General features: G+C 58.5%; 23 protein-coding genes and 1 pseudogene. 8 read left to right on the plus strand and 16 right to left on the minus strand.

What is annotated here, in order from left to right:
* Nucleotides 1–12 precede the first annotated feature (12 nt).
* Entirely contained in the window at nt 13–1,344 is a 1,332-nt protein-coding gene (locus ACIOZM_RS13885; protein WP_401214572.1) for a putative porin, read from the plus strand.
* A gap of 92 nt (nt 1,345–1,436) precedes the next feature.
* Here ACIOZM_RS13885 and ACIOZM_RS13890 read toward each other — a convergent pair whose 3' ends face one another.
* From ACIOZM_RS13890 to aceK, 5 genes are all read right to left on the minus strand, one after another.
* The gene (locus ACIOZM_RS13890) at nt 1,437–1,673 is read right to left on the minus strand and encodes an anti-sigma factor family protein (RefSeq protein ID WP_401214575.1); all 237 of its coding nucleotides are present in this window, start codon (nt 1,671–1,673) and stop codon (nt 1,437–1,439) included.
* Nucleotides 1,667–2,281, minus strand: a complete 615-nt coding sequence (locus ACIOZM_RS13895; RefSeq protein WP_401214578.1) for an RNA polymerase sigma factor — start codon at nt 2,279–2,281, stop codon at nt 1,667–1,669. The genes ACIOZM_RS13890 and ACIOZM_RS13895 overlap by 7 nt, the downstream gene beginning before the upstream one ends.
* Nucleotides 2,282–2,401: 120 nt before the next feature.
* A complete protein-coding gene (locus ACIOZM_RS13900) occupies nt 2,402–3,523 on the minus strand; it encodes a beta-ketoacyl-ACP synthase III (protein ID WP_401214581.1) in 1,122 nt (373 codons plus the stop codon).
* A gap of 328 nt (nt 3,524–3,851) precedes the next feature.
* Nucleotides 3,852–7,763, minus strand: a complete 3,912-nt coding sequence (hrpA, locus tag ACIOZM_RS13905) for an ATP-dependent RNA helicase HrpA (protein ID WP_401214584.1) — start codon at nt 7,761–7,763, stop codon at nt 3,852–3,854.
* 164 nt (nt 7,764–7,927) lie between these two features.
* Nucleotides 7,928–9,649: a bifunctional isocitrate dehydrogenase kinase/phosphatase gene (gene aceK, locus ACIOZM_RS13910; RefSeq protein WP_401214587.1), complete on the minus strand. Its 1,722-nt coding sequence runs from the start codon at nt 9,647–9,649 to the stop codon at nt 7,928–7,930.
* Between the two features lie 227 nt (nt 9,650–9,876).
* Here aceK and ACIOZM_RS13915 point away from each other — a divergent pair, with 227 nt between their 5' ends.
* Nucleotides 9,877–10,785, plus strand: a complete 909-nt coding sequence (locus ACIOZM_RS13915; protein WP_401214589.1) for a DMT family transporter — start codon at nt 9,877–9,879, stop codon at nt 10,783–10,785.
* Between the two features lie 110 nt (nt 10,786–10,895).
* On the opposite strand, the gene ACIOZM_RS13920 is transcribed toward ACIOZM_RS13915, so the two are convergent.
* Nucleotides 10,896–11,759, minus strand: coding sequence for a DMT family transporter (locus ACIOZM_RS13920; RefSeq protein ID WP_401214592.1), 864 nt, complete (start codon nt 11,757–11,759; stop codon nt 10,896–10,898).
* Between the two features lie 450 nt (nt 11,760–12,209).
* Here ACIOZM_RS13920 and ACIOZM_RS13925 point away from each other — a divergent pair, with 450 nt between their 5' ends.
* On the plus strand, nt 12,210–12,743 hold the full coding sequence (locus tag ACIOZM_RS13925; protein ID WP_401214595.1) for a hypothetical protein: 534 nt from the start codon (nt 12,210–12,212) through the stop codon (nt 12,741–12,743).
* Between the two features lie 48 nt (nt 12,744–12,791).
* Nucleotides 12,792–12,971, plus strand: a complete 180-nt coding sequence (locus ACIOZM_RS13930; RefSeq protein WP_401214597.1) for a hypothetical protein — start codon at nt 12,792–12,794, stop codon at nt 12,969–12,971.
* 45 nt (nt 12,972–13,016) lie between these two features.
* Here the strand turns inward: ACIOZM_RS13930 and ACIOZM_RS13935 are convergent, their stop codons facing one another.
* Nucleotides 13,017–13,955, minus strand: coding sequence for an aspartyl/asparaginyl beta-hydroxylase domain-containing protein (locus ACIOZM_RS13935; protein WP_401214600.1), 939 nt, complete (start codon nt 13,953–13,955; stop codon nt 13,017–13,019).
* A gap of 185 nt (nt 13,956–14,140) precedes the next feature.
* On the minus strand, nt 14,141–15,115 hold the full coding sequence (gene cysK, locus ACIOZM_RS13940) for a cysteine synthase A (protein WP_401214601.1): 975 nt from the start codon (nt 15,113–15,115) through the stop codon (nt 14,141–14,143).
* A gap of 128 nt (nt 15,116–15,243) precedes the next feature.
* Between cysK and ACIOZM_RS13945 the strand changes: the two genes are divergently transcribed.
* A complete protein-coding gene (locus ACIOZM_RS13945) occupies nt 15,244–16,320 on the plus strand; it encodes a DUF748 domain-containing protein (protein ID WP_401214604.1) in 1,077 nt (358 codons plus the stop codon).
* Between the two features lie 35 nt (nt 16,321–16,355).
* Here ACIOZM_RS13945 and ACIOZM_RS13950 read toward each other — a convergent pair.
* Nucleotides 16,356–16,604, minus strand: a pseudogene (locus ACIOZM_RS13950) (DUF2442 domain-containing protein); the annotation flags it as partial.
* Nucleotides 16,605–16,893: 289 nt separating this feature from the next.
* On the opposite strand from ACIOZM_RS13950, the gene ACIOZM_RS13955 reads away from it, so the two are divergent.
* Both ACIOZM_RS13955 and ACIOZM_RS13960 read left to right on the plus strand, forming a co-directional pair.
* Nucleotides 16,894–17,739, plus strand: a complete 846-nt coding sequence (locus tag ACIOZM_RS13955; protein ID WP_401214606.1) for an AAA family ATPase — start codon at nt 16,894–16,896, stop codon at nt 17,737–17,739.
* A 12-nt stretch (nt 17,740–17,751) separates the two neighbouring features.
* Nucleotides 17,752–18,930, plus strand: coding sequence for a VWA domain-containing protein (locus ACIOZM_RS13960; RefSeq protein ID WP_401214607.1), 1,179 nt, complete (start codon nt 17,752–17,754; stop codon nt 18,928–18,930).
* Nucleotides 18,931–19,022: 92 nt separating this feature from the next.
* Here ACIOZM_RS13960 and ACIOZM_RS13965 read toward each other — a convergent pair whose 3' ends face one another.
* The 4 genes from ACIOZM_RS13965 to ACIOZM_RS13980 form a co-directional block, all read right to left on the minus strand.
* Nucleotides 19,023–19,946 carry a biotin-dependent carboxyltransferase family protein gene (locus ACIOZM_RS13965; RefSeq protein WP_401214609.1) on the minus strand — a complete coding sequence of 308 codons (924 nt, stop codon included), beginning with the start codon at nt 19,944–19,946 and terminating at the stop codon, nt 19,023–19,025.
* Complete coding sequence (pxpB, locus tag ACIOZM_RS13970; protein WP_401214613.1) at nt 19,943–20,647, minus strand: 5-oxoprolinase subunit PxpB; 705 nt, start codon at nt 20,645–20,647, stop codon at nt 19,943–19,945. Before pxpB ends, ACIOZM_RS13965 begins: the two co-directional genes overlap by 4 nt.
* Entirely contained in the window at nt 20,644–21,396 is a 753-nt protein-coding gene (locus ACIOZM_RS13975; protein ID WP_401214615.1) for a 5-oxoprolinase subunit PxpA, read from the minus strand. Before ACIOZM_RS13975 ends, pxpB begins: the two co-directional genes overlap by 4 nt.
* A 62-nt stretch (nt 21,397–21,458) precedes the next feature.
* A complete protein-coding gene (locus ACIOZM_RS13980; protein WP_401214618.1) occupies nt 21,459–22,745 on the minus strand; it encodes an MFS transporter in 1,287 nt (428 codons plus the stop codon).
* Between the two features lie 159 nt (nt 22,746–22,904).
* On the opposite strand from ACIOZM_RS13980, the gene ACIOZM_RS13985 reads away from it, so the two are divergent.
* Complete coding sequence (locus ACIOZM_RS13985; RefSeq protein ID WP_401214620.1) at nt 22,905–23,819, plus strand: LysR family transcriptional regulator; 915 nt, start codon at nt 22,905–22,907, stop codon at nt 23,817–23,819.
* A gap of 52 nt (nt 23,820–23,871) precedes the next feature.
* Here ACIOZM_RS13985 and ACIOZM_RS13990 read toward each other — a convergent pair whose 3' ends face one another.
* From ACIOZM_RS13990 to ACIOZM_RS14000, 3 genes are read right to left on the minus strand one after another with little or no spacing between them, the layout of a single operon-like run.
* A complete protein-coding gene (locus ACIOZM_RS13990) occupies nt 23,872–24,414 on the minus strand; it encodes a DUF2937 family protein (RefSeq protein ID WP_401214623.1) in 543 nt (180 codons plus the stop codon).
* Nucleotides 24,415–24,428: 14 nt separating this feature from the next.
* A complete protein-coding gene (locus tag ACIOZM_RS13995) occupies nt 24,429–25,205 on the minus strand; it encodes a class II glutamine amidotransferase (RefSeq protein ID WP_100847538.1) in 777 nt (258 codons plus the stop codon).
* 15 nt (nt 25,206–25,220) lie between these two features.
* Complete coding sequence (locus ACIOZM_RS14000; protein ID WP_401214626.1) at nt 25,221–25,718, minus strand: MFS transporter; 498 nt, start codon at nt 25,716–25,718, stop codon at nt 25,221–25,223.
* Between the last annotated feature and the right edge of the window lie 10 nt (nt 25,719–25,728).

The following is a 25,728-nucleotide window of genomic DNA, read 5'->3' on the forward strand; positions in this document are numbered from 1 at the left end:
TCGGAGATTGCTATGCGTCTTGCTTCCACGAAAACTGCGGCGGCCCTGTGCGGTGGCCTGTTGCTGGCCATGAGTGTTCCGGCCAGTGCCGCAGTCGACGCCAAACTGCTCGACATGCTCAAGGCTAACGGTTCGATTTCCCAGGCGCAGTACGTAGAGCTGCAAACTGAACTGGCGAAGGATCAGAAGGACCAGCAAATCGCGCAGCAGGCGCAGCAAGAGACCAATCAACAAGTCGCGGCGGTCGCGAAGAAAAACGACGAACAAAGCCTTTTCGATCAAAAACTGGCCTGGGCTGCCAAGACCCAGTTCAAGGGTGATGTGCGCTTCCGTGAAGAAACCGTGCACAACGATGGCGTGCCGAACAGCAAGGACCAGGATCGTCAGCGCATTCGTGCCCGTCTGGGTGCTTACAGCGAGATCAACCCGCAAGTCGACACCGGCATCCGTATCGCCACCGGCAGCAGCGACGACGCACGCTCCACCAACCAGGACTTGAACAACTACTTCGACAAGAAGCAGATCTGGCTCGACCTGGGTTACGTCGACTACCACCCTGACGCGATTAAAAACCTGCACCTGATCGGCGGCAAGATGAACCAGCCGTGGGTCAGCATGGGCGACATCATCTGGGACAGCGACATCAACCCGGAAGGTCTGGCCGTCACTTACAAATATCCGTTGAACGGCAGCACCGAGCTGTTCGGTAGCGCCGGTCACTACACCCTGAAGGACAACGTTGACGGCGAAGGTGTGCAGTTCAAACACGACCTGCGTCTGTACGCTGGCCAATTGGGCGGTCGCTTTGCACTGACCGACAGCCTGAAACTGACCGTGGGCGGCAGTCTCTATTCCTACGACAACGACAAGGACAGCGCCTGCCCTACCAGCGGCACCGCTACTGCTCCTTGCGCATTGGCCGTCAACGGCAACAGCCCGAACGAAACCTTCAAACTGTATGAAGGCTTCGGTCAACTGGACGTCGCCAACCTGCCAGTACCGCTGTCGATCTACGGTCAGTACGTCAACAACAAAGACGCCAGCAACGATCAGGACACTGGCTGGCTGGCCGGCGTGAAGACCAAGGTTTATGGCTTCGGCATCGATTACAACTATCGTGACGTACAGCGTAACGCGGTGGTGGGTGCCTTCACCGACTCCGACTTCGCCAACGGCTACACCGGTTCCCGTGGCAGCAAGTTGAAAGTCAGCTACGAGCTGGACAAGAACTTCACCCTCGGCGCGACCTACTTCATGGCGAACTCGGACTACACCAACGCCAGCCTGAAGAAGACCGACTCCGACATCAACACCCTGCAACTGGACGCAGAAGCGAAGTTCTAAAACGCTTCACCTTATAGCCTGGCGCGGGCGGGACGATCCCCATCATCCGTTCGTTTCATCCGCGCCGGGCTATTCCACTGAACCGTGTTTGCTCAGGATCGATCCTTGCGCCGTTGCTCGGCCAAGCGTTCAGCCAGCGCTTCAACGCCCTCTTCGGGTTTTTCCGGCATCGCCTTCAATGTCGCCTGCATCAGGCGCATCTGGCGGATAAAACGTCGGCAGTTGGGGCAAAACATCAGGTGATGACGCACCAGCAGTTTCTCGCGAAAGCTCAATTGGCCATCGAGATAATCACTGGAACGCGCCACTTGTTCCTTGCAGGTCAGCATTCGCCGGTCTCCTCAAAATGCTCCACCGTGGCGAAGACTTTCAGCCGCGCACGATGCAGCAGCACACGGACATTGGAGAGCGAGATCTCCAGAAGATTACAGATCTCTTCCAGTTCCAGCCCCTGACGTTCGCGCAACAGCAAAACACTGCTTTGCAGTTCCGACAAACCGAGCAAGGTGTGTTCGAGGCATTCGCGTAATTCGCTTTCGGTGAGCAACGCTTCAGGCGTGTCCTGATGCCAGGCGAACGGCGCCACCAGCCAATGGCCGTCACCAGGGGAAAAGCGATCGTCATCGATGGTGCCGTGGGGCGAAGGCAGGTCATCCATCAGCACTTCACGGCGGTTTTGCTTGTAGCGACTCTTGGCCGAGTTGGCGGTGATGGTCAGCAGCCAGGTCTTGAGGCTGGAGCGACCTTCGAAGCTACCAATATGCCGAACCACCGATAGCCAGGCATCCTGCACCACTTCTTCGACGTGACGTTGACCGACGATGGCGTAGGCCACGGCGCGCATGGCGCTCTGGTAGGTACTGACCAATTCCTTGAAAGCCTTCTGCTCGCCCAATAACAGGCGTTCGAGCAATTGGGTGTCATCCGTAGCGGCCATTGATGCCTCGTTTTCAGATGGTCGAAAGCAAAAGATCACAGCCTGCGGCAGCGCCTACAAGTGCGGATTCAAACCGCAAGTGTAGGAGCTGCCGCAGGCTGCGATCTTTTCAGGGCAAACTCAGTGTTTACGCAGGATCACGCTACCGATCGAGTAACCGGCGCCGAACGAGCTCAGTACCGCCAGCGAACCGCTGGCCAGATCGTCCTGATGCTTGTGGAATGCAATCACCGAACCCGCAGAGCTGGTGTTGGCGTAGGTGTCGAGAATCACCGGGGCTTCTTCTTCGGTAGCTTCGCGACCGAGCAGTTTGCGCACGATCAGGTGGTTCATACTCAGGTTCGCCTGGTGCAGCCAGAAGCGCTTCACGTCACCGACGTTGAGCTTGTTCTCCTCCAGATGCGCAGCGATCAGCTCGGCGACCATCGGGCAGACATCCTTGAACACCTTGCGGCCTTCCTGCACGAACAGTTTGTCGCGGGCACCGATGCCCTCTTCCGCCGCACGATTGAGGAAACCGAAGTTGTTGCGGATGTTGTTGGAGAACTTGGTCAGCAGTTTGGTGCTGACGATATCGAACTGGTGCTTGGAAGTAGCCAGATCAGCACGCTCGATGATCACCGCAGTCGCGGCGTCACCGAAGATGAAGTGGCTGTCGCGGTCACGGAAGTTCAGGTGACCGGTGCAGACTTCCGGGTTGACCATCAGGATCGCCCGGGCCTGGCCCAGTTGCACGCTGTTGGCCGCAGCCTGAATGCCGAAGGTTGCCGACGAGCAGGCAACGTTCATGTCGAAACCGAAACCCTGAATGCCCAGCGCTTCCTGGACTTCGATGGCGATGGCCGGATAGGCGCGTTGCAGGTTCGAGCAGGCGACGATCACACCGTCGATGTCAGCGGCGGTCTTGCCGGCGCGCTGCAAAGCCTGTTCGGCAGCGCCGATGGCCATCTGGCAAAGCACCGACCATTCGTCGTTGGAACGCTCTGGCAGACGTGGCGCCATGCGCGCAGGGTCGAGAATGCCGTCCTTGTCCATGACAAAGCGGCTCTTGATACCCGAGGCTTTTTCGATGAACGCAGCGCTGGATTCGGTCAAAGCCTGGACTTCGCCGCTGGCGATGGCGTCGGCGTTGTCGGCGTTGAACTGCGCGACGTAGGTATTGAAAGACTGCACCAGCTCTTCATTGGAGATGCTGTTGGCCGGGGTGTACAGGCCGGTGCCGCTGATGACGACGTTATGCATGGTCGTTTCTCTAATCTGTTCAGGCAGAAAGCGCTGGCACCGACGTACCAACACATAAAGGGTCGATTCCCCTTGGGGGACGCGGACCTGACATCGCTTTATTCCGTTGCGCAAACCTGGCCGAGGGCTCTGGGTCGCGAAACCGGCGTTTATGGTCGCGAAGTTTGCCATAAACCCAAGGTTTTGGCCCCTTTCTCAAGAGCAACCGCAATCATCCAGACCCGGTAGGAGCTGCGGCACGCTGCGATCTTTTGATCTTGACCTTAAAAAACAAAGTCAAAAGATCGCAGCGTGCCGCAGCTCCTACATGGGTGTGTACAGTTCAGGTTTAGGGCTCGACTTGCGTCCACTGCTTGTTAAGACGCTTGTCGGAGATCGGAATTTTAGTCCCCAACTGCTGGGCGAACAGCGAAACCCGGTATTCCTCCAGCCACCAGCGGTACAACTCAAGCTGCGGGTCGCGCTTGCCTTCCTGCGCGTGTTTGGCGGCGCGGGTCTGGTATTGGCTCCAGAGACCGGCCAGTTCGCCGCTCCAGACGCGATCCTTCTGCACCTGTGCGCCGAGCTTTTCGAAACGCTGCTCGACCGCTTTCAGATAACGCGGCAGCTCCTTAAGCCACTGCATCGGCGTTTCCCGGACAAATCCCGGGTAAACCAGATTGCTCAGTTGCAGCTTGATGTCGTTCAGTGCCACCGCTTGCGCGAGGTCGATCTTGCCCTTGAAGCGTTTTTGCAGACCATGCCAGAGCTTGAGAATCTCCAGCGTCAGCCGCGCCACGCGCTCGGCGTGCTCGGTCCAACTGCCGCGCTTGCGTTCGGCCAGTGCGGCAAGCCCCGCACCATCGCGCGGCAACGGGTCTTCGCCTTCAAGAATGCAGCTGTCGAGGCTGGCCAGCAGAATGTCTTCGACCAGCGCATCGACCCGACCCAGTTCGCGATACAACAGGCCCAGCTCGGTGATACCCGGCAACTTGGTACGCAGGAACTTGGCCGGCTCCGCCAATTGCTGCATCAACAGACGCTGCAAGGCGCGGCGATGCTGGAACTCGGCTTCGGCCGGGGTCGAGAAACGTCCTTCCTTGACCGTGCCGCCCTCTTCCACCAGCGCCGGATACACCGTCATCGACAGCCCGGCGATCTTCTGCTGAGTCTTTTCCGCGACCGGAGCGAAGACCTTGGCCTCCACCGGCTGCTGACTTTTCGCCGTTTGCGGCACCGCCAGAGCAGCCTGACTGGCTTCGGCGAAACGTGCGGTCAACTCGGCCAGATCGCGTCCTTCGCCAAGGAACTTGCCCTGGCCGTCGACGATTTCCAGGTTCATCCGCAGATGCCCTTCGACCTGCTGCTCGGCTTCGGCCCAGGCTTCATCGCTGACCCGCGCTCCGGTCATGCGCAACAATTCACGCCCCAGCGCTTGCGGCAACGAGCCCTCGGCAAACGTCATGCGTTGCAGAGCGGCTTTGATAAAGTCCGGCACCGGCACGAAGTTTTTGCGCAAGGCCTTCGGCAGGTTACGCACCAGCGCAATGCACTTGGCCTCGATCATCCCCGGCACCAGCCATTCCAGACGCTCCGGCGGCAACATCGGCAACAGCGGTGCCGGTACGCGCAGGGTCACGCCATCACGCGGGTGATTGGGTTCGAAATGATAAGACAGGGCCAGCTCCAGATCACCGATATGCAGGGTGTCCGGATAATGCTGCGCGGTGACTTCACTGGCCTCGCGGGCCAGCACGTCTTCTTCGCGCATGATCAGCAGTTGCGGGTCTTTCTGGCTGTTGACGCGATACCAACTGTCGAACGTCGCCGTCTGGTGAATCTCCGCCGGCAAGCGTGCGTCGTAGAACGCATACAAGGTTTCTTCGTCGGCCAGAATATCGCGGCGACGGGCCTTGGCTTCCAGCTCGTCGAGCTGTTCCAGCAGCAGCGTATTCTCGGTCAGGCATTTGGCTTTGGACTGAATCTCGCCGCGCACCAGACCTTCGCGGATAAACAATTCACGCGAGACCACCGGGTCCACCGGGCCGTAATGCACCGGCCGACGGCCGACCACGATCAGGCCGAACAGAGTGATTTGCTCGAACGCTACAACCTGGCCGCGCTTCTTCTCCCAGTGCGGTTCGAAGTGGTTTTTCTTGATCAGATGCCCGGCCAGCGGCTCGATCCAGTCGGCGTCAATCTTGGCGACCATCCGCGCATACAGCTTGGTGGTTTCCACCAGTTCGGCGGCCATGATCCATTGCGGGCGCTTCTTGCCGATGCCCGATGACGGATGAATCCAGAAACGCCGCTGACGGGCGCCGAGGTAATCGCCGTCCTCGGTTTTCTGACCGATCTGGCTGAGCAGACCGACCAGCACCGCTTTGTGCAGTTTCGGATAATCCGCCGGCTCTTTATTGATGCTCAACTGCATGTCGCGGCAGATCAGGCTCAACTGGCGATGGGAATCCCGCCACTCGCGCAGACGCAGGTAATTGAGGAAATTCTTGCGGCACCAGTTGCGCAGTGGACTGGCGGTCAGCGCCTGGCGCTGTTCTTCAAAACCGCGCCACAGATTGACCAGCCCGGCGAAGTCCGAGTCGATATCCTTCCATTGTGCGTGGGCCTGATCAGCGGCTTGTTGCCGCTCCGGCGGACGCTCGCGCGGGTCCTGAATCGACATCGCACTGGCGACGATCAACACTTCCTGCAAACTGCCGAGCTTCGCCGCTTCCAGCAGCATGCGGCCCATGCGCGGGTCCACCGGCAGACGCGCCAGTTGGCGGCCGAGCGGGGTCAACTGGCTGTTGCGATCAACCGCCGACAACTCTTGCAGCAGGTTAAAACCGTCGCTGATCGCCTTGCCGTCCGGCGGTTCGATAAACGGGAATGCGGTGATCTCGCCGAGGCGCAAATGCAGCATCTGCAAAATAACTGCCGCGAGGTTGGTACGCAGAATTTCCGGGTCGGTGAATTCCGGCCGACCGATGAAATCTTCTTCGCTATATAAACGAATGCAGATGCCCGGCTCGACCCGGCCGCAGCGACCTTTACGCTGATTGGCGCTGGCCTGGGAAATCGCTTCGATGGGCAAGCGCTGCACTTTCGCGCGATAGCTGTAACGACTGATGCGCGCCGTACCGCTGTCGATCACGTAACGGATACCCGGCACGGTCAGCGAGGTTTCGGCAACGTTGGTCGCCAAAACCACGCGGCGGCCCGGGTGCGACTGGAAAATCCGCTGCTGCTCGGCCGGCGACAAACGGGCGTACAGCGGCAGAATTTCGGTGTGTTTGATTTGCGCCTTGCGCAGCATGTCGGCGGCGTCGCGAATCTCTCGTTCGCCGGGCAGGAATACCAGCACATCGCCGGGGCTGCGTCGTTCGCTGCGTTCAAAATCGGCGATTTCGTCGAGGGTCGCGAGAATCGCCTGATCCACGGTCAGGTCATCTTCGACGCGGTTGCCCTCTTCGTCCTGCTCCAGCGTCAGCGGCCGATACCAGGTATCGACCGGAAAGGTACGCCCGGACACTTCAACAATCGGCGCGTCGTCGAAGTGCTTGGAAAAGCGCTCCAGATCGATGGTCGCCGAAGTGATGATGACTTTCAGATCGGGACGGCGCGGCAGCAGGGTTTTCAGATAACCGAGCAGGAAATCGATGTTCAGGCTGCGTTCGTGGGCTTCGTCGACGATGATCGTGTCGTAGCGTTCGAGATAGCGGTCGTTCTGGGTTTCCGCCAGCAGAATGCCGTCGGTCATCAGTTTGATCAGGGTGTTGGAATCGCTCTGATCTTCGAAGCGCACCTGATAGCCGACCAGCGAACCCAGCGGCGTGCCGAGCTCTTCGGCAACCCGGCTGGCAACGCTGCGTGCGGCAATCCGTCGAGGTTGGGTATGACCGATCAAACCATGTTGGCCACGGCCGATTTCCAGGCAGATCTTTGGCAACTGGGTGGTTTTACCCGAGCCGGTTTCGCCGGCGATGATCAGCACCTGATGCTTTTCCAGCGCAGCCTTGATTTCGTCGCGTTTGGCGGCGATCGGCAGGCTGTCGTCGTAACGAATCACCGGCAGGCTGGCCTTGCGCGCCAGTACCTGATCGCAGGACGCCTGCATGCGCACCACCCATTGGGCCAGTTTGGCCTCGTCGGGTTTCTTGCGCAGCTCAAGCAACTGCCGCCGCAGCCGGTGACGGTCGGCAAGCATGGCGTGATCGAGGTTTTTCAACAGTTTGTCGATGGAGGGCGATTCGTCGGTCATCAGGTACGCAATTCAGTCGTCTAGTGGCGCAGGGGGGCGATTGTCGCAGATTTGCCCTGAATTGGCCTGCTTCCCCTGTAGGAGCTGCCGCAGGCTGCGATCTTTTGATGTGATTTTATAAAAACAAAGTCAAAGGATCGCAGCCTTCGGCAACGCCTACAGGGTTATTCGTTATCCAGCCCTTTGCGCCGATACGGGAAGACGTCGATGATTTTTCCGGCGCGAATCGCCTCTTGCAGGCTTTTCCAGTAATCGGCGTTGTACAACTCGCCGTGCAACTGATCGAACAACTTGCGCTGCCCCGAGTCGGCAAACAGGAACGGTGGGAACTCCTCCGGGAACACGTCCAGCGGCCCGATTGAATACCATGGCTCGGAAGCCATTTCATCTTCCGGGGTACGTGGCGTCGGGATGTGGCGGAAGTTGGCCTCAGTCAGAAAGCAGATTTCGTCGTAGTCATAGAACACCACGCGCCCGTGCCGGGTGACACCGAAGTTTTTCAGCAGCATGTCGCCGGGAAAGATGTTCGCCGCCGCCAGTTGTTTGATTGCCAGACCGTAATCCTCCAGTGCTTCGCGCACCTGGGCTTCGTTGGCGTTTTCCAGATACAGGTTGAGCGGGGTCATCCGGCGCTCGGTCCAGCAGTGGCGGATCAACACGGTTTCGCCCTCCACCGAGACCGTGGACGGCGCCACTTCCAGCAATTCCTCCAAGCACGCCGGATCGAACTTGCTCAGCGGAAAACGGAAATCGGCGAACTCCTGGGTATCGGCCATGCGCCCTACCCGGTCGACGCTTTTCACCAATCGGTATTTCTCGATCACCGTGGCGCGGTCGACGTTTTTCGAAGGCGAGAAACGGTCCTTGATGATTTTGAATACGGTGTTGAAACCCGGCAGGGTGAACACGCTCATGACCATCCCGCGCACGCCCGGGGCCATGATGAACTGGTCGTCGGTGTTGGCCAGATGATTGATCAGCGCCCGATAGAACTCGGACTTGCCGTGCTTGTAAAAACCGATGGAGGTGTACAGCTCGGCAATGTGCTTGCCGGGCAGGATGCGCCGCAGGAAGCCAATGAACTCGGCCGGCACCGGCACATCGACCATGAAGTAGGAACGGGTGAACGAGAAGATGATCGACACATCGGCTTCGTCGGTGATCAGCGCATCGATCTGGATGCCGCGCCCTTCGCGATGCAGCAGCGGAATCACCAGCGGCCACTGTTCGTCGCGGGTGTAGATGCGCCCGACCAGATACGCGCCTTTGTTGCGATACAACACCGAAGAAAACAGCTCGACGCTGAGTTCCGGGTCCTTGCACACCCAGTCCGGCAGGTTCTCGCGCAACTGTGTTTCAAGCCGTTGCAAGTCGCCCGGCAAATCAGCGTAATCCTCACTGAAACGGTAGTCGGAAAAGATGCTCGCCAGCATCGACGACAACTGGCCCTGTGGTTTGTAAGTGCGGGTTTGTGCGGCCCGGGCGCGGCGCAGGCTCGGTCGTGTGGTGTGGATGAACATGCAGCCATCGCTGATCAGGTCATGGCTGAACAACCCGCAGAAAATCGAGTTGTACCAGGTCTCGGACAGCTCATCGTCGAAGCGCAGGTCGATGACGCTGATATACGCGCTTTTCACCAGTGGCCAGCAGCTGACATTCATCAATGTCTCGCTGTCGAAATGCTCGCCGAGCCGGGCGATGGTCTCGCTGACCTTTTCTTCATAGAGATTGATCCGTGCCGCCGACGCAGTTTGCGTCTCCTGCCAGCGCGCCTGCTCGAAGCGCTCCCGCGCACCGTCAGTGATCCGCCGGAAATGCTCGCGGTAATCGTCAAAGCCCTCAAGGATCAGGCGGGCGATGTCGGTGGCTGGCCATTGCTGCGGCATAGATGAAACCTCTGCTTGCATTCGGGGATCAGGGCTCGGAAGCCTGAGCTTAGTCATGGAACCGGCCGCAGGAAAAGTGCAATTTCTGCCAAATCCCATACGGCGCCGTGCTGCCGGCATGTTTTCGCGGTGAGCCTGACCTTCACAAAAGTTAAATGCCCGATTAGCGGTTGCCATCGACAAGGCGCTCGGCAACACTCTCGTCCCCATCAAGCAAGGAGAGCTCCGTGAGCCCTGTCGATATTTTTCGGATGTTGTCGTTGGCGGCCATCTGGGGTGCAAGCTTTCTGTTCATGCGGATCATCGCCCCGGTGATCGGCACGATTCCCACCGGTTTTTTCCGCGTGTCGATTGCCGCCACCGGCTTGTTGGTGATCCTCGGGCTGATGCGCGTCAGTTGGGATTTCAAAGGCAAACTGAAAACCGTGATGCTGCTGGGCGTCATCAACTCGGGTATTCCGGCGACGCTGTATTCGGTTGCCGCACAAGTGCTGCCGGCTGGTTATTCGGCAATCTTCAACGCCACCACGCCATTGATGGGTGTGCTGATCGGCGGATTGTTCTTCAGTGAAAAACTGACTCCGGCCAAACTCGGAGGAGTGTTCCTCGGCCTGTTCGGTGTCGGCGTACTGACTCGCGCTGGCCCCGTGGCATTCGATCTGCAATTGCTGATGGGCGCGGTCGCCTGCCTGCTTGCGACGACTTGCTATGGCTTCGCCGGATTCCTCGCACGCCGCTGGCTGGATCAGGCCGGTGGCCTCGATAGCCGTCTTTCGGCACTGGGCAGCATGCTTGGGGCGACGTTGTTTCTGCTGCCGCTGTTCGGCTACAGCGTGATCACTGCGCCACCGGTCAGTTGGGGTGGCTGGAATGTCTGGTTGTCGCTGCTGGGGTTGGGCTTGGGCTGCACCGCGTTTGCGTACATTATTTACTTCCGCTTGCTCAGCTCGATCGGGCCAGTGAAGTCGATGACCGTGACCTTCATGATTCCGCCGTTCGGCGTATTGTGGGGCGCGCTGTTTCTCGATGAGCCGCTGTCGATGGCACATGTGTATGGCGGGGTGTTGATTGCGCTGGCGTTGTGGCTGGTGTTGAAGCCTGCGGTGGTGAAGTCTGCTGATGCAGTGGCCCGTTAAATTTCATTGCAACTGAAATTGTTATCGCGAGCAGGCTCACTCCTACAGGGGAATGTATTCCAATGTGGGAGCGAGCCTGCTCGCGAAGGCGACTGAACAGCCGCTAATTATCAGTTGGGTTTACGAAACACAAACGCCAGACCAACGATGATCAACAACATCCCCAGCACGCTCAACGCCGCCAGCCGATTACCGAAAATCAGGTAGTCCATCACCGCTGTCACCGCCGGCACCAGATAGAACAGGCTGGTGACATTCACCAGATTGCCCCGGGCGATCAAGCGATACAGCAACAACGTCGCCAGCACCGAAACCACCAGCCCCATCCACAACACCGGCACGATGAAACCCGCGCTGTGCTCGAAGTGAAACGGCTGGAACGGCACGAAGATCCCGCATAACAGCAACCCGGCCAGATACTGCACCGGCAGCGTGCCGAGCGGATTGTCGGTGATGCGTTTCTGCATGATCGAACCGAGCGTCATGCTCGCCAGCGCCAGCAGGCCGAACAGCATGCCCGCCCAGGACATCCCGGCCAATCCGATCCCCTGGTAAACCACCATGATCAGACCGGCCAGCCCCAACGCCAGACCGAACATCCGGCTCGCCGAACGTTGCCGCTCCATCAGCACCACGGTGAGGATCGGCTGCACGCCCATGATCGTTGCCATCACTCCGGGCGTGACCTTGGTGTTCAACGCCAGCAGATAGAAAATCTGATAAGCCCCCAACAACACCACACCCGTAGCGATCGCATACAGCATCGGCCTGCCGCCCTTGGGCAGCTTCAGTTTCAGAAGCGGCGCCAACAGCAGCAACCCGCACAGAGCGATGACAAAACGAATCAGCAGAAAGGCAAAGGGTGACGCATGCGCCAGCCCCCATTTGGAGAAGATCGCCCCGCTGCTCCACAGCAAAACGAACAGGCTCGTGGACGTCGCCGCGAGCGCGGACTTTTTCGAAAGGACAAACATGAATACCACCTGTAGTCAGGCAAATAGCCAACTCAGCCGAAGCTGAAATTCAGTAGGTTTTTTCAGGCGGGCACGGGGTCAGCAAAAAATGCCGATCAGCCCGAAACGCCAACGCCCGGCGGTGATACGACTGCGCACACCGGCGTGCTACTGACAGGTGGGGGGTAATGACTGATCTGCCTTGGCTGCTGATTCCCGCACGGCACGACGCAAGCGTTGACCGCTGAATCGACTACCGCGTTGATGAGGGATGCAGGCATTGGGGCTGATCTTTTTTTGAGGGTCTGGAGGTGAGTCGTTTGGCTCACGTGCGCTGACTATAACCAGCGTGCGACACAGATTGCAATGAGTTGGACAAAGGGCCAGCAGCGACAGGTGGGTGGAGGGTGAATAGGCTGATGAACAACTGCTTTGCCCATCGACGGGGAGACAGGGAATGCTCGGGATCGTATGCCAAAGGAACGGACATATTTGCGGTATCAGTTGTATCGGTCGCAGGCCAGGAAGCAGGCTGCTATTACATTTGCGAAACTGCAAGATGATCTGGAGCAGAGAGACATCGTAGATGTCGATCATTCCAGAGTTCGTTTCGAAGCAATCGACGCTCATGCGTTGAGCGCTTATGAACAATGGCTTGATCCTCACTTTTCCTGGAATGATGTTGTGCAGTGGAAAGCCAGAGAACCATTGAGCTTCGACTTGGCGATCTGGTTTGAACATGAGTTATGTGGGCTCTGCTTTGCGAACCCTAATCAGAGTCGATTGAGAGTAAAAATTGTGCGTCTGGAGGGCAAACCCGGAAACGATCACCCTCTCAAGAGCCGTATAGCAACGTTCGCGTTGACCGCCGTTACTCATTTCGCGCGGATCATAGGCAGTACACAAATCGAAATTCAGGAGCCTCTTCCTGGCGTAATTGCCCTATACCGCCAACTGGGTTTTGAGTTCGACCCAGAGGGCCGACTTGTGAAGCTAATTGACTAAGACTAGTATCGGGTCACTGTTCATTTAATGATCAACGCCGGAGACACCATGAAAGCTGTCGTTGAAAACAAGGCGTCGAACGCCAAATCGATAAAGGCTGGTAGAAAGCGTGCTTCCGGAGAGTTGTCCGAGAAGGAATTGCACCGTATTAGAGAGGCATTAGTAAATCCAGCAGTTGGGGAGCCAGGAGGTGTTCTCGCAGGCGCCTCTTTCACTTTCTCTTCATGAAAAAAACGCTCAAAACGAGCGGTTTTTTTATTTCTGCATCCAGCCTCAACCGAACAGCCAATACCCCAGCAACGTCAACACCACCACGGCCAGCACCGGGCGCATGATGCGGTAGGCCTTGGGGTTACGGCGTTTCCATTGTTTGACCACGCCGCTGAACCTGTCGCTGAAGTTCTTGCTCCAGGCGTAAGCCTGGTTGATGCCACCGACGCGTTCGTCGTCAAGGTTCTGCGGTGCAGTGGCGCGGCCTAGCCAGGCGCTGACCGAGCGGTTGATGCGGGTCATGAAGCGGTTGCTCAGCGGACGTTCGATGTCGCAGAACAGAATCACGCGAGTCTTGTCGGTTTCGTTCTTGACCCAGTGCACGTAGGTCTCGTCGAACATCACGTCTTCACCGTCGCGCCACGCATAGACCTGACCATCGACAAAGATCCGGCAATCGTCGGAGTTCGGGGTGGACAAGCCGAGGTGATAACGCAGGGAACCGGCAAACGGGTCGCGGTGCGGGTTCAGGTGACTGCCGCCCGGCAACAACGCGAACATCGCGCCTTTGACGTTGGGAATCGCACTGACCAGTGCCACGGTTTTCGGGCACAGGGTTTCGGCCGATGGCAGCGGTTTGTCGTACCACTTGAGGTAGAAACGCTTCCAGCCCTTCTTGAAGAACGAACCAAAACCGGCGTCGTTGTTCTTTTCGGCCGCGCGAATGTAGCCCTCATCGAACAAGTGCATGGCTTCTTCGCGGATCACTTCCCAATTGTCGCGCAGTACATCCAGCTCGGGAAACTTGCTGCGATCCAGGTAAGGCTTCGACGGCACGGCGGAGAACAGGTACATCAATGCGTTATACGGAGCGAACAGCGCCGAGTGATTGACGAACTGACGCAGTACCGGCAAACGCGCCTTGCCGCGCAAATGCACATAGAGCGTGCTGCCCAGAAACAGCAACAGCACAAACGCCTTGGCGGCAAACGAAAAGGTCATCAACAACTCCTTGAATAAAGACAACGCTGCGCAATGCCCTTTACCCGGCATGGCAGCCGGCCATGATAAACACTACCGGCCTCGGGAAAAACCCGTCCAACCCAAGATTCAGTGTTAAGGATTGCGCAATAAAGCATTAATTAACATAACGATCCTGAACCTGGGCTGATTTGAATCAACTCGATTTACTGTTGATTCTCCTGCTCGGTGAACAGATCACTGAACAGCATGCTCGACAGATAGCGTTCGCCCGAGTCCGGCAAGATCACGACGATGGTCTTGCCCTGCATTTCCGGGGTTTCAGCCAGACGTACCGCAACTGCCATCGCGGCCCCGCAAGAGATGCCGCACAAAATCCCTTCTTCCTGCATCAGACGCAGGGCCATGGCCTTGGATTCTTCATCGGTAACCAGTTCAACCCGGTCCACCATCGACAGATCAAGGTTCTTCGGCACGAACCCGGCACCGATGCCCTGAATCTTGTGCGGGCTCGGCTTGATCTCTTCGCCAGCGCGCGCTTGCGTGATCACTGGCGAAGACGCGGGCTCAACGGCCACCGAAAGGATCGGTTTGCCCTGGGTATTCTTGATATACCGCGAAACGCCGGTGATGGTTCCACCCGTACCGACCCCGGCCACCAGCACATCGACCGCGCCGTCGGTGTCGTTCCAGATTTCCGGACCAGTGGTTTTTTCGTGAATCGCCGGGTTGGCCGGGTTTTCGAATTGCGCCGGCATGAAATATTTTTCCGCGTCGCTGGCAACAATCTCGGCGGCTTTTTCGATTGCGCCCTTCATACCTTTGGCCGGTTCGGTCAATACCAGTTCTGCGCCCAATGCCTTGAGGACTTTGCGGCGTTCGATGCTCATCGAGGCCGGCATGGTCAGCATCAATTTGTAACCACGGGCGGCGGCGACGAAGGCCAGGCCAATGCCGGTGTTGCCCGAAGTCGGCTCGACAATGGTCATGCCCGGCTTGAGTTTGCCGCTGCTTTCGGCGTCCCAGATCATGTTGGCGCCGATTCGGCATTTGACCGAATAACCCGGATTGCGCCCTTCAATCTTGGCCAGAATGGTCACGCCACGTGGCGCAATGCGGTTGATCTGCACCAGCGGCGTGTTGCCGATGGAATGGGCGTTGTCTGCGAAAATACGGCTCATGGCTGGGTCCTTATGCAGCATTGAATTCAGGGCCCCAAGGTATGCCTGTTGCCAAGCGCAGTCCAGTCAGGTCGAACGTCTGTAACACTCAGTAGTCAATCGCTTTACATCGTTCGGGAATTGCCGTCATGAAGCGTCGCTACAGCTGGCCGTTATGGACCCTCGCCGTTGTCGTTGTGTTGCTGCTCGCCCTGCACATCGCTCTGCCTTATGTGGTGCGCGATTACCTCAACGACAAGCTGGCGGACATGGGCGACTACCGTGGTCAGATCACTGACGTCGATCTGGCCCTCTGGCGCGGTGCCTACAAGATCAACGGTCTGAAAATCGTCAAGGTCGACGGCAAGGTGCCCGTGCCGTTCGTCAACGCGCCGCTGATCGATCTGTCAGTGAGCTGGCATTCCCTCTGGTACGACCATGCGGTGGTGGCCAAGGCAGACTTCTTCCAGCCGGAAGTGAACTTCGTCGATGGCGGGGCCAACAAGCAGAACTCCCAGACCGGTCAAGGCACCGACTGGCGTGCGCAATTGGGCAAGCTTTTACCCATCACGCTCGACGAAGTGCATATCAGCAACGGGCGCATCAGCTTCCGCAACTTCAACTCCAAGCCACCAGTGAACATGAATGCCACCGAGGTCAACGCCAGCATCTATAACCTGACCAACGTGGTCGACAAGGAGGGCAAACGCGATGCACGCTTCGAAGGCAAAGCCAAGTTGCTGGGCCACGCTCCGCTGGAAACAACGGCTACGTTCGATCCCCTGAGCAATTTCGAAGACTTCCAGTTCCGCCTGCGCGCCCGTGACATCGAACTCAAAAGCATGAACGACTTCGCCTCGGCCTACGGCAAGTTCGACTTCAATGCCGGACACGGCGACGTGGTCATCGAAGCCCAAGCCAAAAAAGCCCAGCTCACTGGCTATATCAAGCCGTTGCTGCGCGATGTCGAAGTGTTCAACTGGCAGCAGGACGTGGAAAACAAGAACAAAAGCATCTTCCGCTCAGTCTGGGAAGCGCTGGTCGGCGGAACTGAAACGGTGCTGAAAAATCAGGCGAAAAACCAGTTCGCCACCAAGGTCGAACTCAGCGGCAATGTGCATCAGCAAAATATCAGCGCGTTCGAAGCGTTTTTGCAGATTTTACGCAACGGATTCATTCAGGCATTCAATGCCCGGTATGAACGGCCGAAGCCGGATGCGGGCTAGGACTCTCGATGGACGGTATCGATCGTGCTAGTCGTTGCCCCGAAATACAACGTATCAGCGCCAATCTGAATATCTGGTTCCAGCCATTCCACGCTCCAGCCATCATCCACCAGCAGGGCCATAGAAAAAATATCGACATCGAGCAATGGTTTCAGTCCCGGATCAGCGTGAAGATCCCGGCTCAAATCAAGAATCAGTTGTTGCCCATCTATAAAGGTAAGTGCCAGACGGTAGTGCGTCAGAGCCTCAACCGCTGATAATCGAGGCCGCTTCATGGGTAACATCGTTTCCAGTCCCCTGACATAAAGCTAATGGTTTTGGGTCTGCTTCGTAGCCCATCGGGGATAAATCCCCTCGCCACGGATTGCGGCATGCCAAGAGGCTATCGCCAAATCAGTGATATCTGAATGCTGGCCATCAGCCGAGACTGAGTCAACATGTGACGCCCCATTCAGAGACTGAATAAGCCGTCTGCGTTCACAGTCGACCGGGCTGCGCGTTATAGTCAGGCATCCGATTATTTCGCCCCCGCCCTGCTCCGTTCAGGCCGGCGCTACCGTTCGAGGATTGCAGATGAAGTTCGAAGGCACCCAGGCCTACGTTGCCACCGATGACCTGAAACTGGCGGTCAACGCCGCCATCACCCTGGAACGGCCGTTGCTGGTCAAGGGCGAACCGGGCACCGGCAAGACCATGCTCGCCGAACAACTGGCCGAGTCGTTCGGCGCCCGGTTAATCACCTGGCACATCAAGTCCACCACCAAGGCGCATCAGGGTCTGTACGAGTACGACGCGGTCAGCCGCTTGCGTGACTCGCAACTGGGCACGGAAAAGGTTCACGACGTTCGCAACTACCTGAAAAAAGGCAAGCTGTGGGAAGCGTTCGAGTCCGAGGAGCGGGTGATTCTGCTGATCGACGAGATCGACAAGGCCGACATCGAGTTCCCCAACGACCTGCTGCAAGAACTCGACAAGATGGAGTTCTACGTTTACGAGATCGACGAGACGATCAAGGCCAAGAAGCGTCCGATCATCATCATTACCTCCAACAACGAGAAAGAGCTGCCGGACGCTTTCCTGCGTCGTTGCTTCTTCCACTACATCGCGTTCCCGGATCGCGCGACTCTGCAGAAAATCGTCGACGTGCATTACCCGGACATCAAGAAGGATCTGGTCAGCGAAGCGCTGGACGTGTTCTTCGACGTGCGTAAGGTGCCGGGCCTGAAGAAGAAGCCGTCGACCTCCGAACTGGTCGACTGGCTGAAGCTGCTGATGGCCGACAACATCGGCGAAGCGGTGCTGCGCGAACGCGATCCGACCAAGGCCATTCCGCCATTGGCCGGCGCCCTGGTGAAGAACGAACAGGACGTGCAACTGCTTGAGCGTCTGGCGTTCATGAGCCGTCGTGGCACCCGCTAAGAGGCTGACGCCATGTTGCTCAACCTGTTCAATGAAATGCGTGCAGCCAAGGTGCCGGTCTCGGTGCGCGAGCTGCTCGACCTGATCAACGCGCTGAAACAGCGGGTGATCTTCGCCGACATGGACGAGTTTTATTACTTGTCGCGGGCGATTCTGGTGAAGGACGAACGGCATTTCGACAAATTCGACCGTGCATTCGGCGCCTACTTCAATGGCCTGGAAAAACTCGACGATCACTTGCAGGCGCTGATTCCCGAAGACTGGTTGCGCAAGGAATTCGAACGCTCGCTGAGCGACGAGGAACGTGCGCAGATCCAGTCCCTTGGCGGTCTCGACAAGCTGATCGAAGAGTTCAAGAAGCGTCTGGAAGAACAGAAAGAACGCCACGCCGGCGGCAACAAATGGATCGGCACTGGCGGCACCAGCCCGTTTGGCTCCGGTGGTTTCAATCCGGAAGGCATCCGCGTTGGCGATGCCGGCAAGCGTCAGGGCAAAGCGGTGAAAGTCTGGGATCAGCGCGAGTACAAGAACCTCGACGACTCGGTGGAACTGGGCACCCGCAACATCAAGGTCGCCCTGCGCCGCTTGCGCAAATTCGCCCGTCAGGGTGCGGCGGAAGAGCTGGATATCGATGGCACCATCGACCACACCGCTCGTGATGCCGGCCTGCTTAATATCCAGATGCGGCCAGAGCGGCGAAACACGGTCAAGCTGTTGCTGCTGTTCGACATCGGCGGCTCGATGGACGCCCATGTGAAGATTTGCGAAGAGTTGTTCTCGGCCTGCAAGACCGAATTCAAGCATCTGGAGTATTTCTACTTCCACAACTTCCTCTATGAGTCGGTGTGGAAGAACAACATGCGCCGCACTTCCGAGCGTTTTTCGACGCAGGATCTGCTACACAAGTACGGCGCCGACTACAAAGTGATCTTCATCGGCGACGCGGCCATGGCGCCGTATGAAATCACCCAGGCCGGTGGCAGCGTCGAGCACTGGAACGAAGAGCCGGGTTACGTGTGGATGCAGCGCTTCATGGAGAAGTACAAGAAGCTGATCTGGATTAACCCTTATCCGAAAGATACTTGGGGCTATACCTCGTCGACCAATATCGTGCGCGATTTGATCGAGGATCAGATGTATCCGTTGACGTTGCGTGGGCTTGAGGAAGGGATGCGGTTTTTGTCCAAGTAACCTCTGTTGTCTGAACTTGCGCTATCGCGAGCAGGCTCACTCCTACATTGGAATGCATTCCCCCTGTAGGAGTGAGCCTGCTCGCGATGCTCTTAGCTATTCAAAAAACGCTGCAAATAGTCGATATGTTCCCGGTGTGCGACGTCCTGCACCACCGGTCGCAACCGCACCTGCGCCCCCGGTAGACACTGCGCCAGTCTGGCCAGCGCCAACGGCGTCAACGCCCCCAATCGTGGATACCCGCCAATGGTCTGCCGATCATTGAGCAACACAATCGGCTGCCCGTCCGGCGGCACCTGCACCGCACCGAGCGGGATGCCTTCGGAAATCATCGGCTGCCCCTGATACTGCAACACTTTGCCCAGCAGGCGAATGCCCATCCGGTCAGCGCGACTGTCGAGCGTCCAGCCGCTATTGAACACATCAAACAGACTCTGGCCACTGAACTGGCCGATCTGCGCACCAAGCACTAGCTCCAGCGGTGTGTTCAGCCGCAGATCCGGACGCTGTGCCGTGGGCACTTCGCGCACCAGCAACGACTCACCGAGATAGCTCAACTCCGCGCCTTTGGCCAGCGGCAAGCCCCGGCCATCCAGCCCGCCGAGCTCTTCGCGCACCACCGTGGCACTGCTGCCCAACACCTTCGGCGCAGCAAAACCACCGGGCGCTGCCAGATAGGCCCGAGCGCCGAGCAATGGCTGGGTGAACTTCAACGTCTGACCTTTATGCAGCTTGAAACTGCGCCACGGCGCCAGTGCCTGCCCGTCAATCTGCGCGCCGAGATCCGCCCCGGCCAGCGCCAGCAAACAGTCTTCTTCAGCGATAAGCGAAAACCCGCCCAGGGTGATTTCAATCACCGGCACATCCAGTCCATTGCCCAGCAACCAATTGGCCCAGGCCATCGAACGCCAGTCCGCCGCGCCGCCCTGAGTCACGCCCATATGCCGCACGCCAAACCGCCCGGCATCCTGCAAAAGACACAGCGGCGTACTCGCCTCAATCGTCAGTCGGCTCATGCCAAAGCCTCCAGAGGCGTGTCATCACCGCCAAGGTTGATGAACTCGGCATGGCTGACCGCCTCGAAGCGCACCGTGTCACCAGGCTGCATCAGGCTGTAACCGTCGCGCTCGCGATCGAACAATCTGGCCGGGGTACGGCCGATCAGGTTCCAGCCACCGGGCGAGACCACCGGATAAGCCGCCGTTTGCCGCTCAGCGATGCCGACGCTGCCGGCTGCGACTTTCTTGCGCGGCGTATTCAAGCGCGGCGCCGCGAGGGTTTCTTCGACCAGCCCCATAAAGGCAAAACCCGGGGCGAAACCTAGGGCGAACACCTGATATTCGCGAGCACTGTGACGGCGGATCACCTCCTCCATCGCCAGGCCGCTGCGTTCGGCGAGCAAGCTCAATTCCGGGCCGACGCTCAGGTCGTACCAGACCGGCAGCACATGGCACTGGCCGCCGCTGCGGGCATTTGGCGATAGATCGATCAAGGCTTCGGCGATCAATCCGCGCGCCTGATTCGGGCTCAAGACTGTCAGATCGTAATGCACCATCAGCGTGGTGTAGGACGGCACCAGATCGATCAGTTGCTCGCCGAACACCGTCCGCAATCGCTCACTGGCCGCGAGCATCCACGGCATGTTGGCTTCAGCGATTTCATCGAACAGGCGCAGCATCAGGCAATCCAGCGCAACCACTTCAACCCGTGGATTCATGAGGCACTCTGCTGCTTCAAAGCCTCGCGGATGCGTTGTACGGCAGCCACCGAACTGGCGTTGTCGCCATGGACGCAAAGGGTATTGGCTTGCAGGTGCAACGGGCTGCCATCGCTGGCAATCAGGTCGCCGCCGTGAGCGATGGTCAGCGCCTGCTCGATAATCGTCTCGGGATCGTGATGCACCGCGCCCGGCAGGCTGCGTGCAAGCAATTTGCCGGCGCTGTCGTAGGCTCGGTCGGCGAAGGCTTCGAACCACAAGGTCACGCCATATTCATCACCAAGTTGCTGCGCCGCCGTGTTGTCGCGGGTCGCCATCAACATCAGCGGCAGGCTGCGGTCGTAGGCCGCCACGGCTTGAATCACCGCGCGCAATTGCGCCGGGTTGGCCATCATGTCGTTGTACATCGCGCCATGCGGTTTGACGTAACTGACTCGCCCGCCCTGAGCACGGCAGATGCCGTCGAGGGCGCCGATCTGGTAATGCAGAATGTCTTGCAGCTCTTGCGCGGTGTAGGCCATCGAGCGTCGGCCGAAACCGACCAGATCCTGATAGGCCGGATGCGCGCCGATCTGCACGCCGTGGCTCAGGGCCAGGCTGACAGTCTTGCGCATGATGCTCGGGTCACCGGCGTGGAACCCGCAGGCGACGTTGGCACAATCGATGAAGGGCATGACCTCGGCGTCCAGACCCATGGTCCAGCTGCCGAAACTCTCGCCGATGTCACAATTCAATAGCAGGCGGCTCACGATGAACACTCCTGTAGCTTCTTGTCTTTTTGTCCGTAGGACTTATGTACGCAGGTTATCAGTTACTGCGCGTCCAGTTGCTTGCCACGGGTTTCCGGCAGGCTCAGCGCCGCCACAATCACCACGCCGTAGGAAACTGCCGCGAACGCGCCGATGCCTACGCTAAGTGGCACGGTCTGACTCAGCAAGCCAATCAACAATGGAAACAACGCTGCCAGTGCCCGGCCGATGTTGTAGCAAAAGCCCTGGCCAGAGCCGCGAATCCGCGTCGGGAACAGTTCGGTGAGAAACGCGCCCATGCCGCTGAAAATCCCCGAGGCGAAGAAGCCCAGCGGGAAGCCCAGCCACAACATCACGCCATTACTCACAGGCAATTGCGTGTAGAGCAAAACGATGGTGAACGACCCAACCGCGAACAGGATGAAGTTCTTTTTACGCCCCAGCAGGTCGGTCAGATAGGCGCTGATCACGTAGCCGACGTAGGAGCCGACAATCACCATCGCCAGATAGCCGCCAGTACCGAGCACGCTCAAGCCGCGCTCGTTCTTGAGGAAGGTCGGCAACCACGAGGTGATCGCGTAATAACCGCCCAATGCACCGGTGGTGAGCAACGAGGCGCGAATCGTGGTGAAGAGCATGCCCGGGGCAAATATCTCGTAAAATTTCGCCGTATTTTCCGGAGTTTGCGCAGCCTTGGCTTCGCGATAGATCTCCGGGTCTTTGACCAGACGACGGACGAAGATTACAAAAATCGCCGGCACGATGCCGAGGATAAACAGCGCCCGCCAGGCGTCTTCCGCCGGCAACACCGAGAACAGCAACGCATACAGAATCGCCGTCAGCCCCCAACCCAGCGCCCACCCGGATTGCACCATGCCGACGGCTTTGCCACGATCCTGTGCGCGAATCACTTCGCCGATCAGCACCGCGCCAGCGGTCCATTCGCCGCCGAAACCGAAACCCATCAAGGTGCGGGCGATCAGTAGTTGTTCGTAGTTTTGCGCGAAGCCACAGAGGAAGGTGAAGAAGGCAAACCACAGCACGGTCAGTTGCAGTGTGCGTACGCGACCGATACGGTCGGAGAGAATCCCCGCCACCCAACCGCCAATGGCCGAAGCGATCAGGGTGCTGGTGTGAATCAGCCCGGCTTCACCGGTGGTGATGCCCCACATCGCAATCAGCGTCGGCACCACGAAGCTGAGCATCTGGGTGTCCATGCCATCCAGTCCGTAGCCGATTTTGCAGCTCCAGAAGGTGCGGCGCTCTTGCTGATTGATGTTGCGATACCAGTCGAACGGTCCCGGACGGGCCGTGGTCTTGGGGAGGTTCAGGGTGTCGGGCGCACTCATGGCAAATCTCCGCAGGCTTTTTATTGGTCTTGTTCACAGTCCCGACGACGCCTATCGTGGGAACCGGATGCGCCGATTTTTGGGCGCATCGCCCTGCTGCGTCCAACGAATAAAAACCCGCCTTAGGCATAAGAAAAATTTGTCACCCGAGCCGTTGCCATGAACCTGAAGTTTCTCGAGACCTTCGTCTGGGTCGCCCGGTTGAAGAGTTTTCGCCTGACCGCCGACAAGTTGTTCACCACTCAGGCATCGATTTCCAGCCGTATCGCAGTGCTTGAAGGAGAGCTTGGGGTGAAGCTGTTTCTGCGTGACTCACGCGGAGTCAGCCTGACGCCAGAAGGGCTGAAAGTGCTGGATTACGCCGAGCAAATGCTCGACACGATGCAGGCGCTCAAGCAATCGATCGAAACCCGTTCCAGCAAGGTTGGCCGCGTACGCATCGGCGTGATGGACACGGTGATCCACACCTGGCTGAGCCCGTTAGTGGCGCAGATGACCGACCTGTATCCACGAGTCGAAATCGAACTGGTGGCCGATACCTCGCTGAACCTCTGCGATCAACTGCAAAAAGGTTTTCTCGATCTGATTCTGCAAACCGATCTGGTGCGCCACGAAAGCGTGCGCAGCCTGGAGTTGGCCAGTCATCCGCTGGGCTGGATCGTCGCCAGCAATTCGATCTACAACCGCGACTACGCCGACCTCGCCGAACTGGCGCAGGAACGGATCATCACTTACTCGAAAAACTCCCGGCCGCATCAGGACCTTCTGGCGCTGATGCAGGCCAGTGGCGTGCTGGCGCCGCGCTTGAATTGCGTGAATTCTGTGTCGGCGATCACACGGCTGTTGCGTGATGGATTTGGTATTGGCGTGCTGCCGCCGGTATTGGTCGCCGAGGAATTGACGCGGGGGGAACTGACGTTGCTGGATATCGATCAGCGACCACCGAATTTACAGGTGGTGGTGTCGTGGCGGGTCGGTGTGGAATGGGTCGAGGAGATTGTGACGCTGTGTCGGCAGGTGTTGGAGGGATATGCGCAAAAAGTGGGCGAAAAATACATCACCCTCACTGAATAATCACAACCTGTAGTGAGGGGGTTTGCCCCTCGCCACAGGGACTGCGCAGCCCCTACAACCCGCGCACGTCGCGGTCTTCAATCGGCCGGCTCTGGCGCAGGCGTCGGCCGCCAAGCACCACCCAGTCGATCAGACGGAAGATGCACTCGATGCCGAACGACAGCAACAACGCGCCGCTCATGCCCCAGATCATCGCCTCCGGGGTCAGCAGGATCTGGTAGCTGTAGCCGTTCCAGGTTTCCTTGCGAATGTCCGGATCGGCAGCCAGCACCACTTGCAGGAAGCGGATGTACCACGGGCCCTGCATTGCCTGGAATTGTTTATCCAGCGCGAGCTGACGGTTGAGCAAGGTGCTCAGGCTGTCCGCATCGCTGCGAAATACCGGGTCATCGCTGGCGCGGTAATGCGCGACCAATGCCTGTATATCACCTTTGAAAAACTGCTCGGCGGTGCCCTGAAAACCGCGCAGGCCGGTTTGCGCCTCGATCAGATGCGCCTCGACCCGTTTCGCGTAATCATTGATGAAACCCGGCACCTGGACACCGATCAACAGGCCCGCCGCAAACAACACCAGCCGTAGATAACTGAGCAACATCGGGGAGCGATCCTTTATTCGGTCTTGCCCTGGCTGACGCATTCACCGCGTCGCCACAGGCTCCATTGGCCCGGTTCGTAGCGGGTCCAGGTTTCGTTTTCGGTCAGTGGTTCGGTGGCAATCACCGTGACCACATCGTTGGGCGTGGTTTCAGCCTGGAAGTCGACGATCACATCGACATCTTTCAACCGCGCCGGACCGAACGGCGCACGCCGGGTGATCTGTGCCAGTTTGGTCGAGCAATAGCAGAACAGCCAGTCGCCGTCGCTGAGCAGGCAGTTGAACACGCCTTTGCTGCGATATTCGGCGCACGCAGCAACGAGGTCCGGCAGCAGCACTTCTATATCGACCGGTTCCGGAAATGCTGCACGTACGCGGTTGAGCAAATCGCAGAACGCCGCCTCGCTGTCGGTATCACCGACCGGGCGGTAGAAACTCTTGATCGGGGTAAAGTCAGCGAGCTGGCCGTTGTGCGCGAAGCACCAGTTGCGCCCCCACAGTTCGCGGACGAACGGGTGGGTGTTGGACAGGCAGACCTTGCCGACGTTGGCCTGGCGAATATGGCCGATGACCACTTCGCTCTTGATCGGATATCGCTGTACCAGATTGGCGACTTCCGACTCGCAGCTCGCTGCCGGGTCCTGAAACAGGCGCAAGCCACGGCCTTCGTAGAACGCGATGCCCCAGCCGTCACGATGCGGCCCGGTGCGACCGCCGCGCTGCATCAGCCCGGTGAAGCTGAAAACGATATCGGTCGGCACATTGGCGCTCATGCCCAATAGTTCACACATGTCTGGACTCTCTGACTACAGGCGCGGCTCGACCCGCATGCGCTGCGGGTTGTTCGGCAATGGCGGGCGACCGTAGCGGTCATCACCGGCACCGCCGAACGGCTGATCGTCGTCGCGGTCATCGGCCCGGGCCGCAGCGCGGGCGGCTTCAGCCTGTTCTTTGCGCGCTTTGGAAGCACGCTCGATCGGGAAGCGGATCAGCACAAAGATCAGGTACAGACCGAAGGCGATCATGCCGTACATGAACAGATCGGAAATCGCCCGCCAGGCGTTGTTGCCGACCTTGAACGCGAGGTCCAGCGCGGTGATGGCGATGGCCGGAGCGACCTTTTCCTTCACCGGATCAATGATGGTCGGGCTGAACAGCAACACCGCCATCAGCAGCCGCAGCGGCTCGCGCAGCCAGCGCCACATCCAGCGGGTCATGCGCATCCATACCAACAGGCAGCCTAAAGCGGCAAAGGCGTAGAGGCCCCAGGCGATCAGATAGTCGTTCTCGGTCATGGTGTCCATGGCAAGGCAG

This window comes from Pseudomonas sp. NPDC087346, assembly GCF_044744235.1.
Lineage (GTDB): Bacteria > Pseudomonadota > Gammaproteobacteria > Pseudomonadales > Pseudomonadaceae > Aquipseudomonas.

Coding starts and splice junctions, on each gene's coding strand:
- ACIOZM_RS14000 (WP_401214626.1), bottom strand. CDS start 25,718: ATGGACACCATGACCGAGAACGACTATCTGATCGCCTGGGGCCTCTAC.
- aceK (WP_401214587.1), bottom strand. CDS start 9,649: ATGCCGCAGCAATGGCCAGCCACCGACATCGCCCGCCTGATCCTTGAG.
- ACIOZM_RS13885 (WP_401214572.1), top strand. CDS start 13: ATGCGTCTTGCTTCCACGAAAACTGCGGCGGCCCTGTGCGGTGGCCTG.
- ACIOZM_RS13985 (WP_401214620.1), top strand. CDS start 22,905: ATGAACCTGAAGTTTCTCGAGACCTTCGTCTGGGTCGCCCGGTTGAAG.
- ACIOZM_RS13920 (WP_401214592.1), bottom strand. CDS start 11,759: ATGTTTGTCCTTTCGAAAAAGTCCGCGCTCGCGGCGACGTCCACGAGC.
- ACIOZM_RS13980 (WP_401214618.1), bottom strand. CDS start 22,745: ATGAGTGCGCCCGACACCCTGAACCTCCCCAAGACCACGGCCCGTCCG.
- ACIOZM_RS13945 (WP_401214604.1), top strand. CDS start 15,244: ATGAAGCGTCGCTACAGCTGGCCGTTATGGACCCTCGCCGTTGTCGTT.
- ACIOZM_RS13890 (WP_401214575.1), bottom strand. CDS start 1,673: ATGCTGACCTGCAAGGAACAAGTGGCGCGTTCCAGTGATTATCTCGAT.
- ACIOZM_RS13990 (WP_401214623.1), bottom strand. CDS start 24,414: ATGTTGCTCAGTTATCTACGGCTGGTGTTGTTTGCGGCGGGCCTGTTG.
- ACIOZM_RS13960 (WP_401214607.1), top strand. CDS start 17,752: ATGTTGCTCAACCTGTTCAATGAAATGCGTGCAGCCAAGGTGCCGGTC.
- ACIOZM_RS13965 (WP_401214609.1), bottom strand. CDS start 19,946: ATGAGCCGACTGACGATTGAGGCGAGTACGCCGCTGTGTCTTTTGCAG.
- ACIOZM_RS13930 (WP_401214597.1), top strand. CDS start 12,792: ATGAAAGCTGTCGTTGAAAACAAGGCGTCGAACGCCAAATCGATAAAG.
- ACIOZM_RS13900 (WP_401214581.1), bottom strand. CDS start 3,523: ATGCATAACGTCGTCATCAGCGGCACCGGCCTGTACACCCCGGCCAAC.
- ACIOZM_RS13895 (WP_401214578.1), bottom strand. CDS start 2,281: ATGGCCGCTACGGATGACACCCAATTGCTCGAACGCCTGTTATTGGGC.
- hrpA (WP_401214584.1), bottom strand. CDS start 7,763: ATGACCGACGAATCGCCCTCCATCGACAAACTGTTGAAAAACCTCGAT.
- cysK (WP_401214601.1), bottom strand. CDS start 15,115: ATGAGCCGTATTTTCGCAGACAACGCCCATTCCATCGGCAACACGCCG.
- ACIOZM_RS13955 (WP_401214606.1), top strand. CDS start 16,894: ATGAAGTTCGAAGGCACCCAGGCCTACGTTGCCACCGATGACCTGAAA.
- ACIOZM_RS13935 (WP_401214600.1), bottom strand. CDS start 13,955: ATGACCTTTTCGTTTGCCGCCAAGGCGTTTGTGCTGTTGCTGTTTCTG.
- pxpB (WP_401214613.1), bottom strand. CDS start 20,647: ATGAATCCACGGGTTGAAGTGGTTGCGCTGGATTGCCTGATGCTGCGC.
- ACIOZM_RS13995 (WP_100847538.1), bottom strand. CDS start 25,205: ATGTGTGAACTATTGGGCATGAGCGCCAATGTGCCGACCGATATCGTT.
- ACIOZM_RS13925 (WP_401214595.1), top strand. CDS start 12,210: ATGCCAAAGGAACGGACATATTTGCGGTATCAGTTGTATCGGTCGCAG.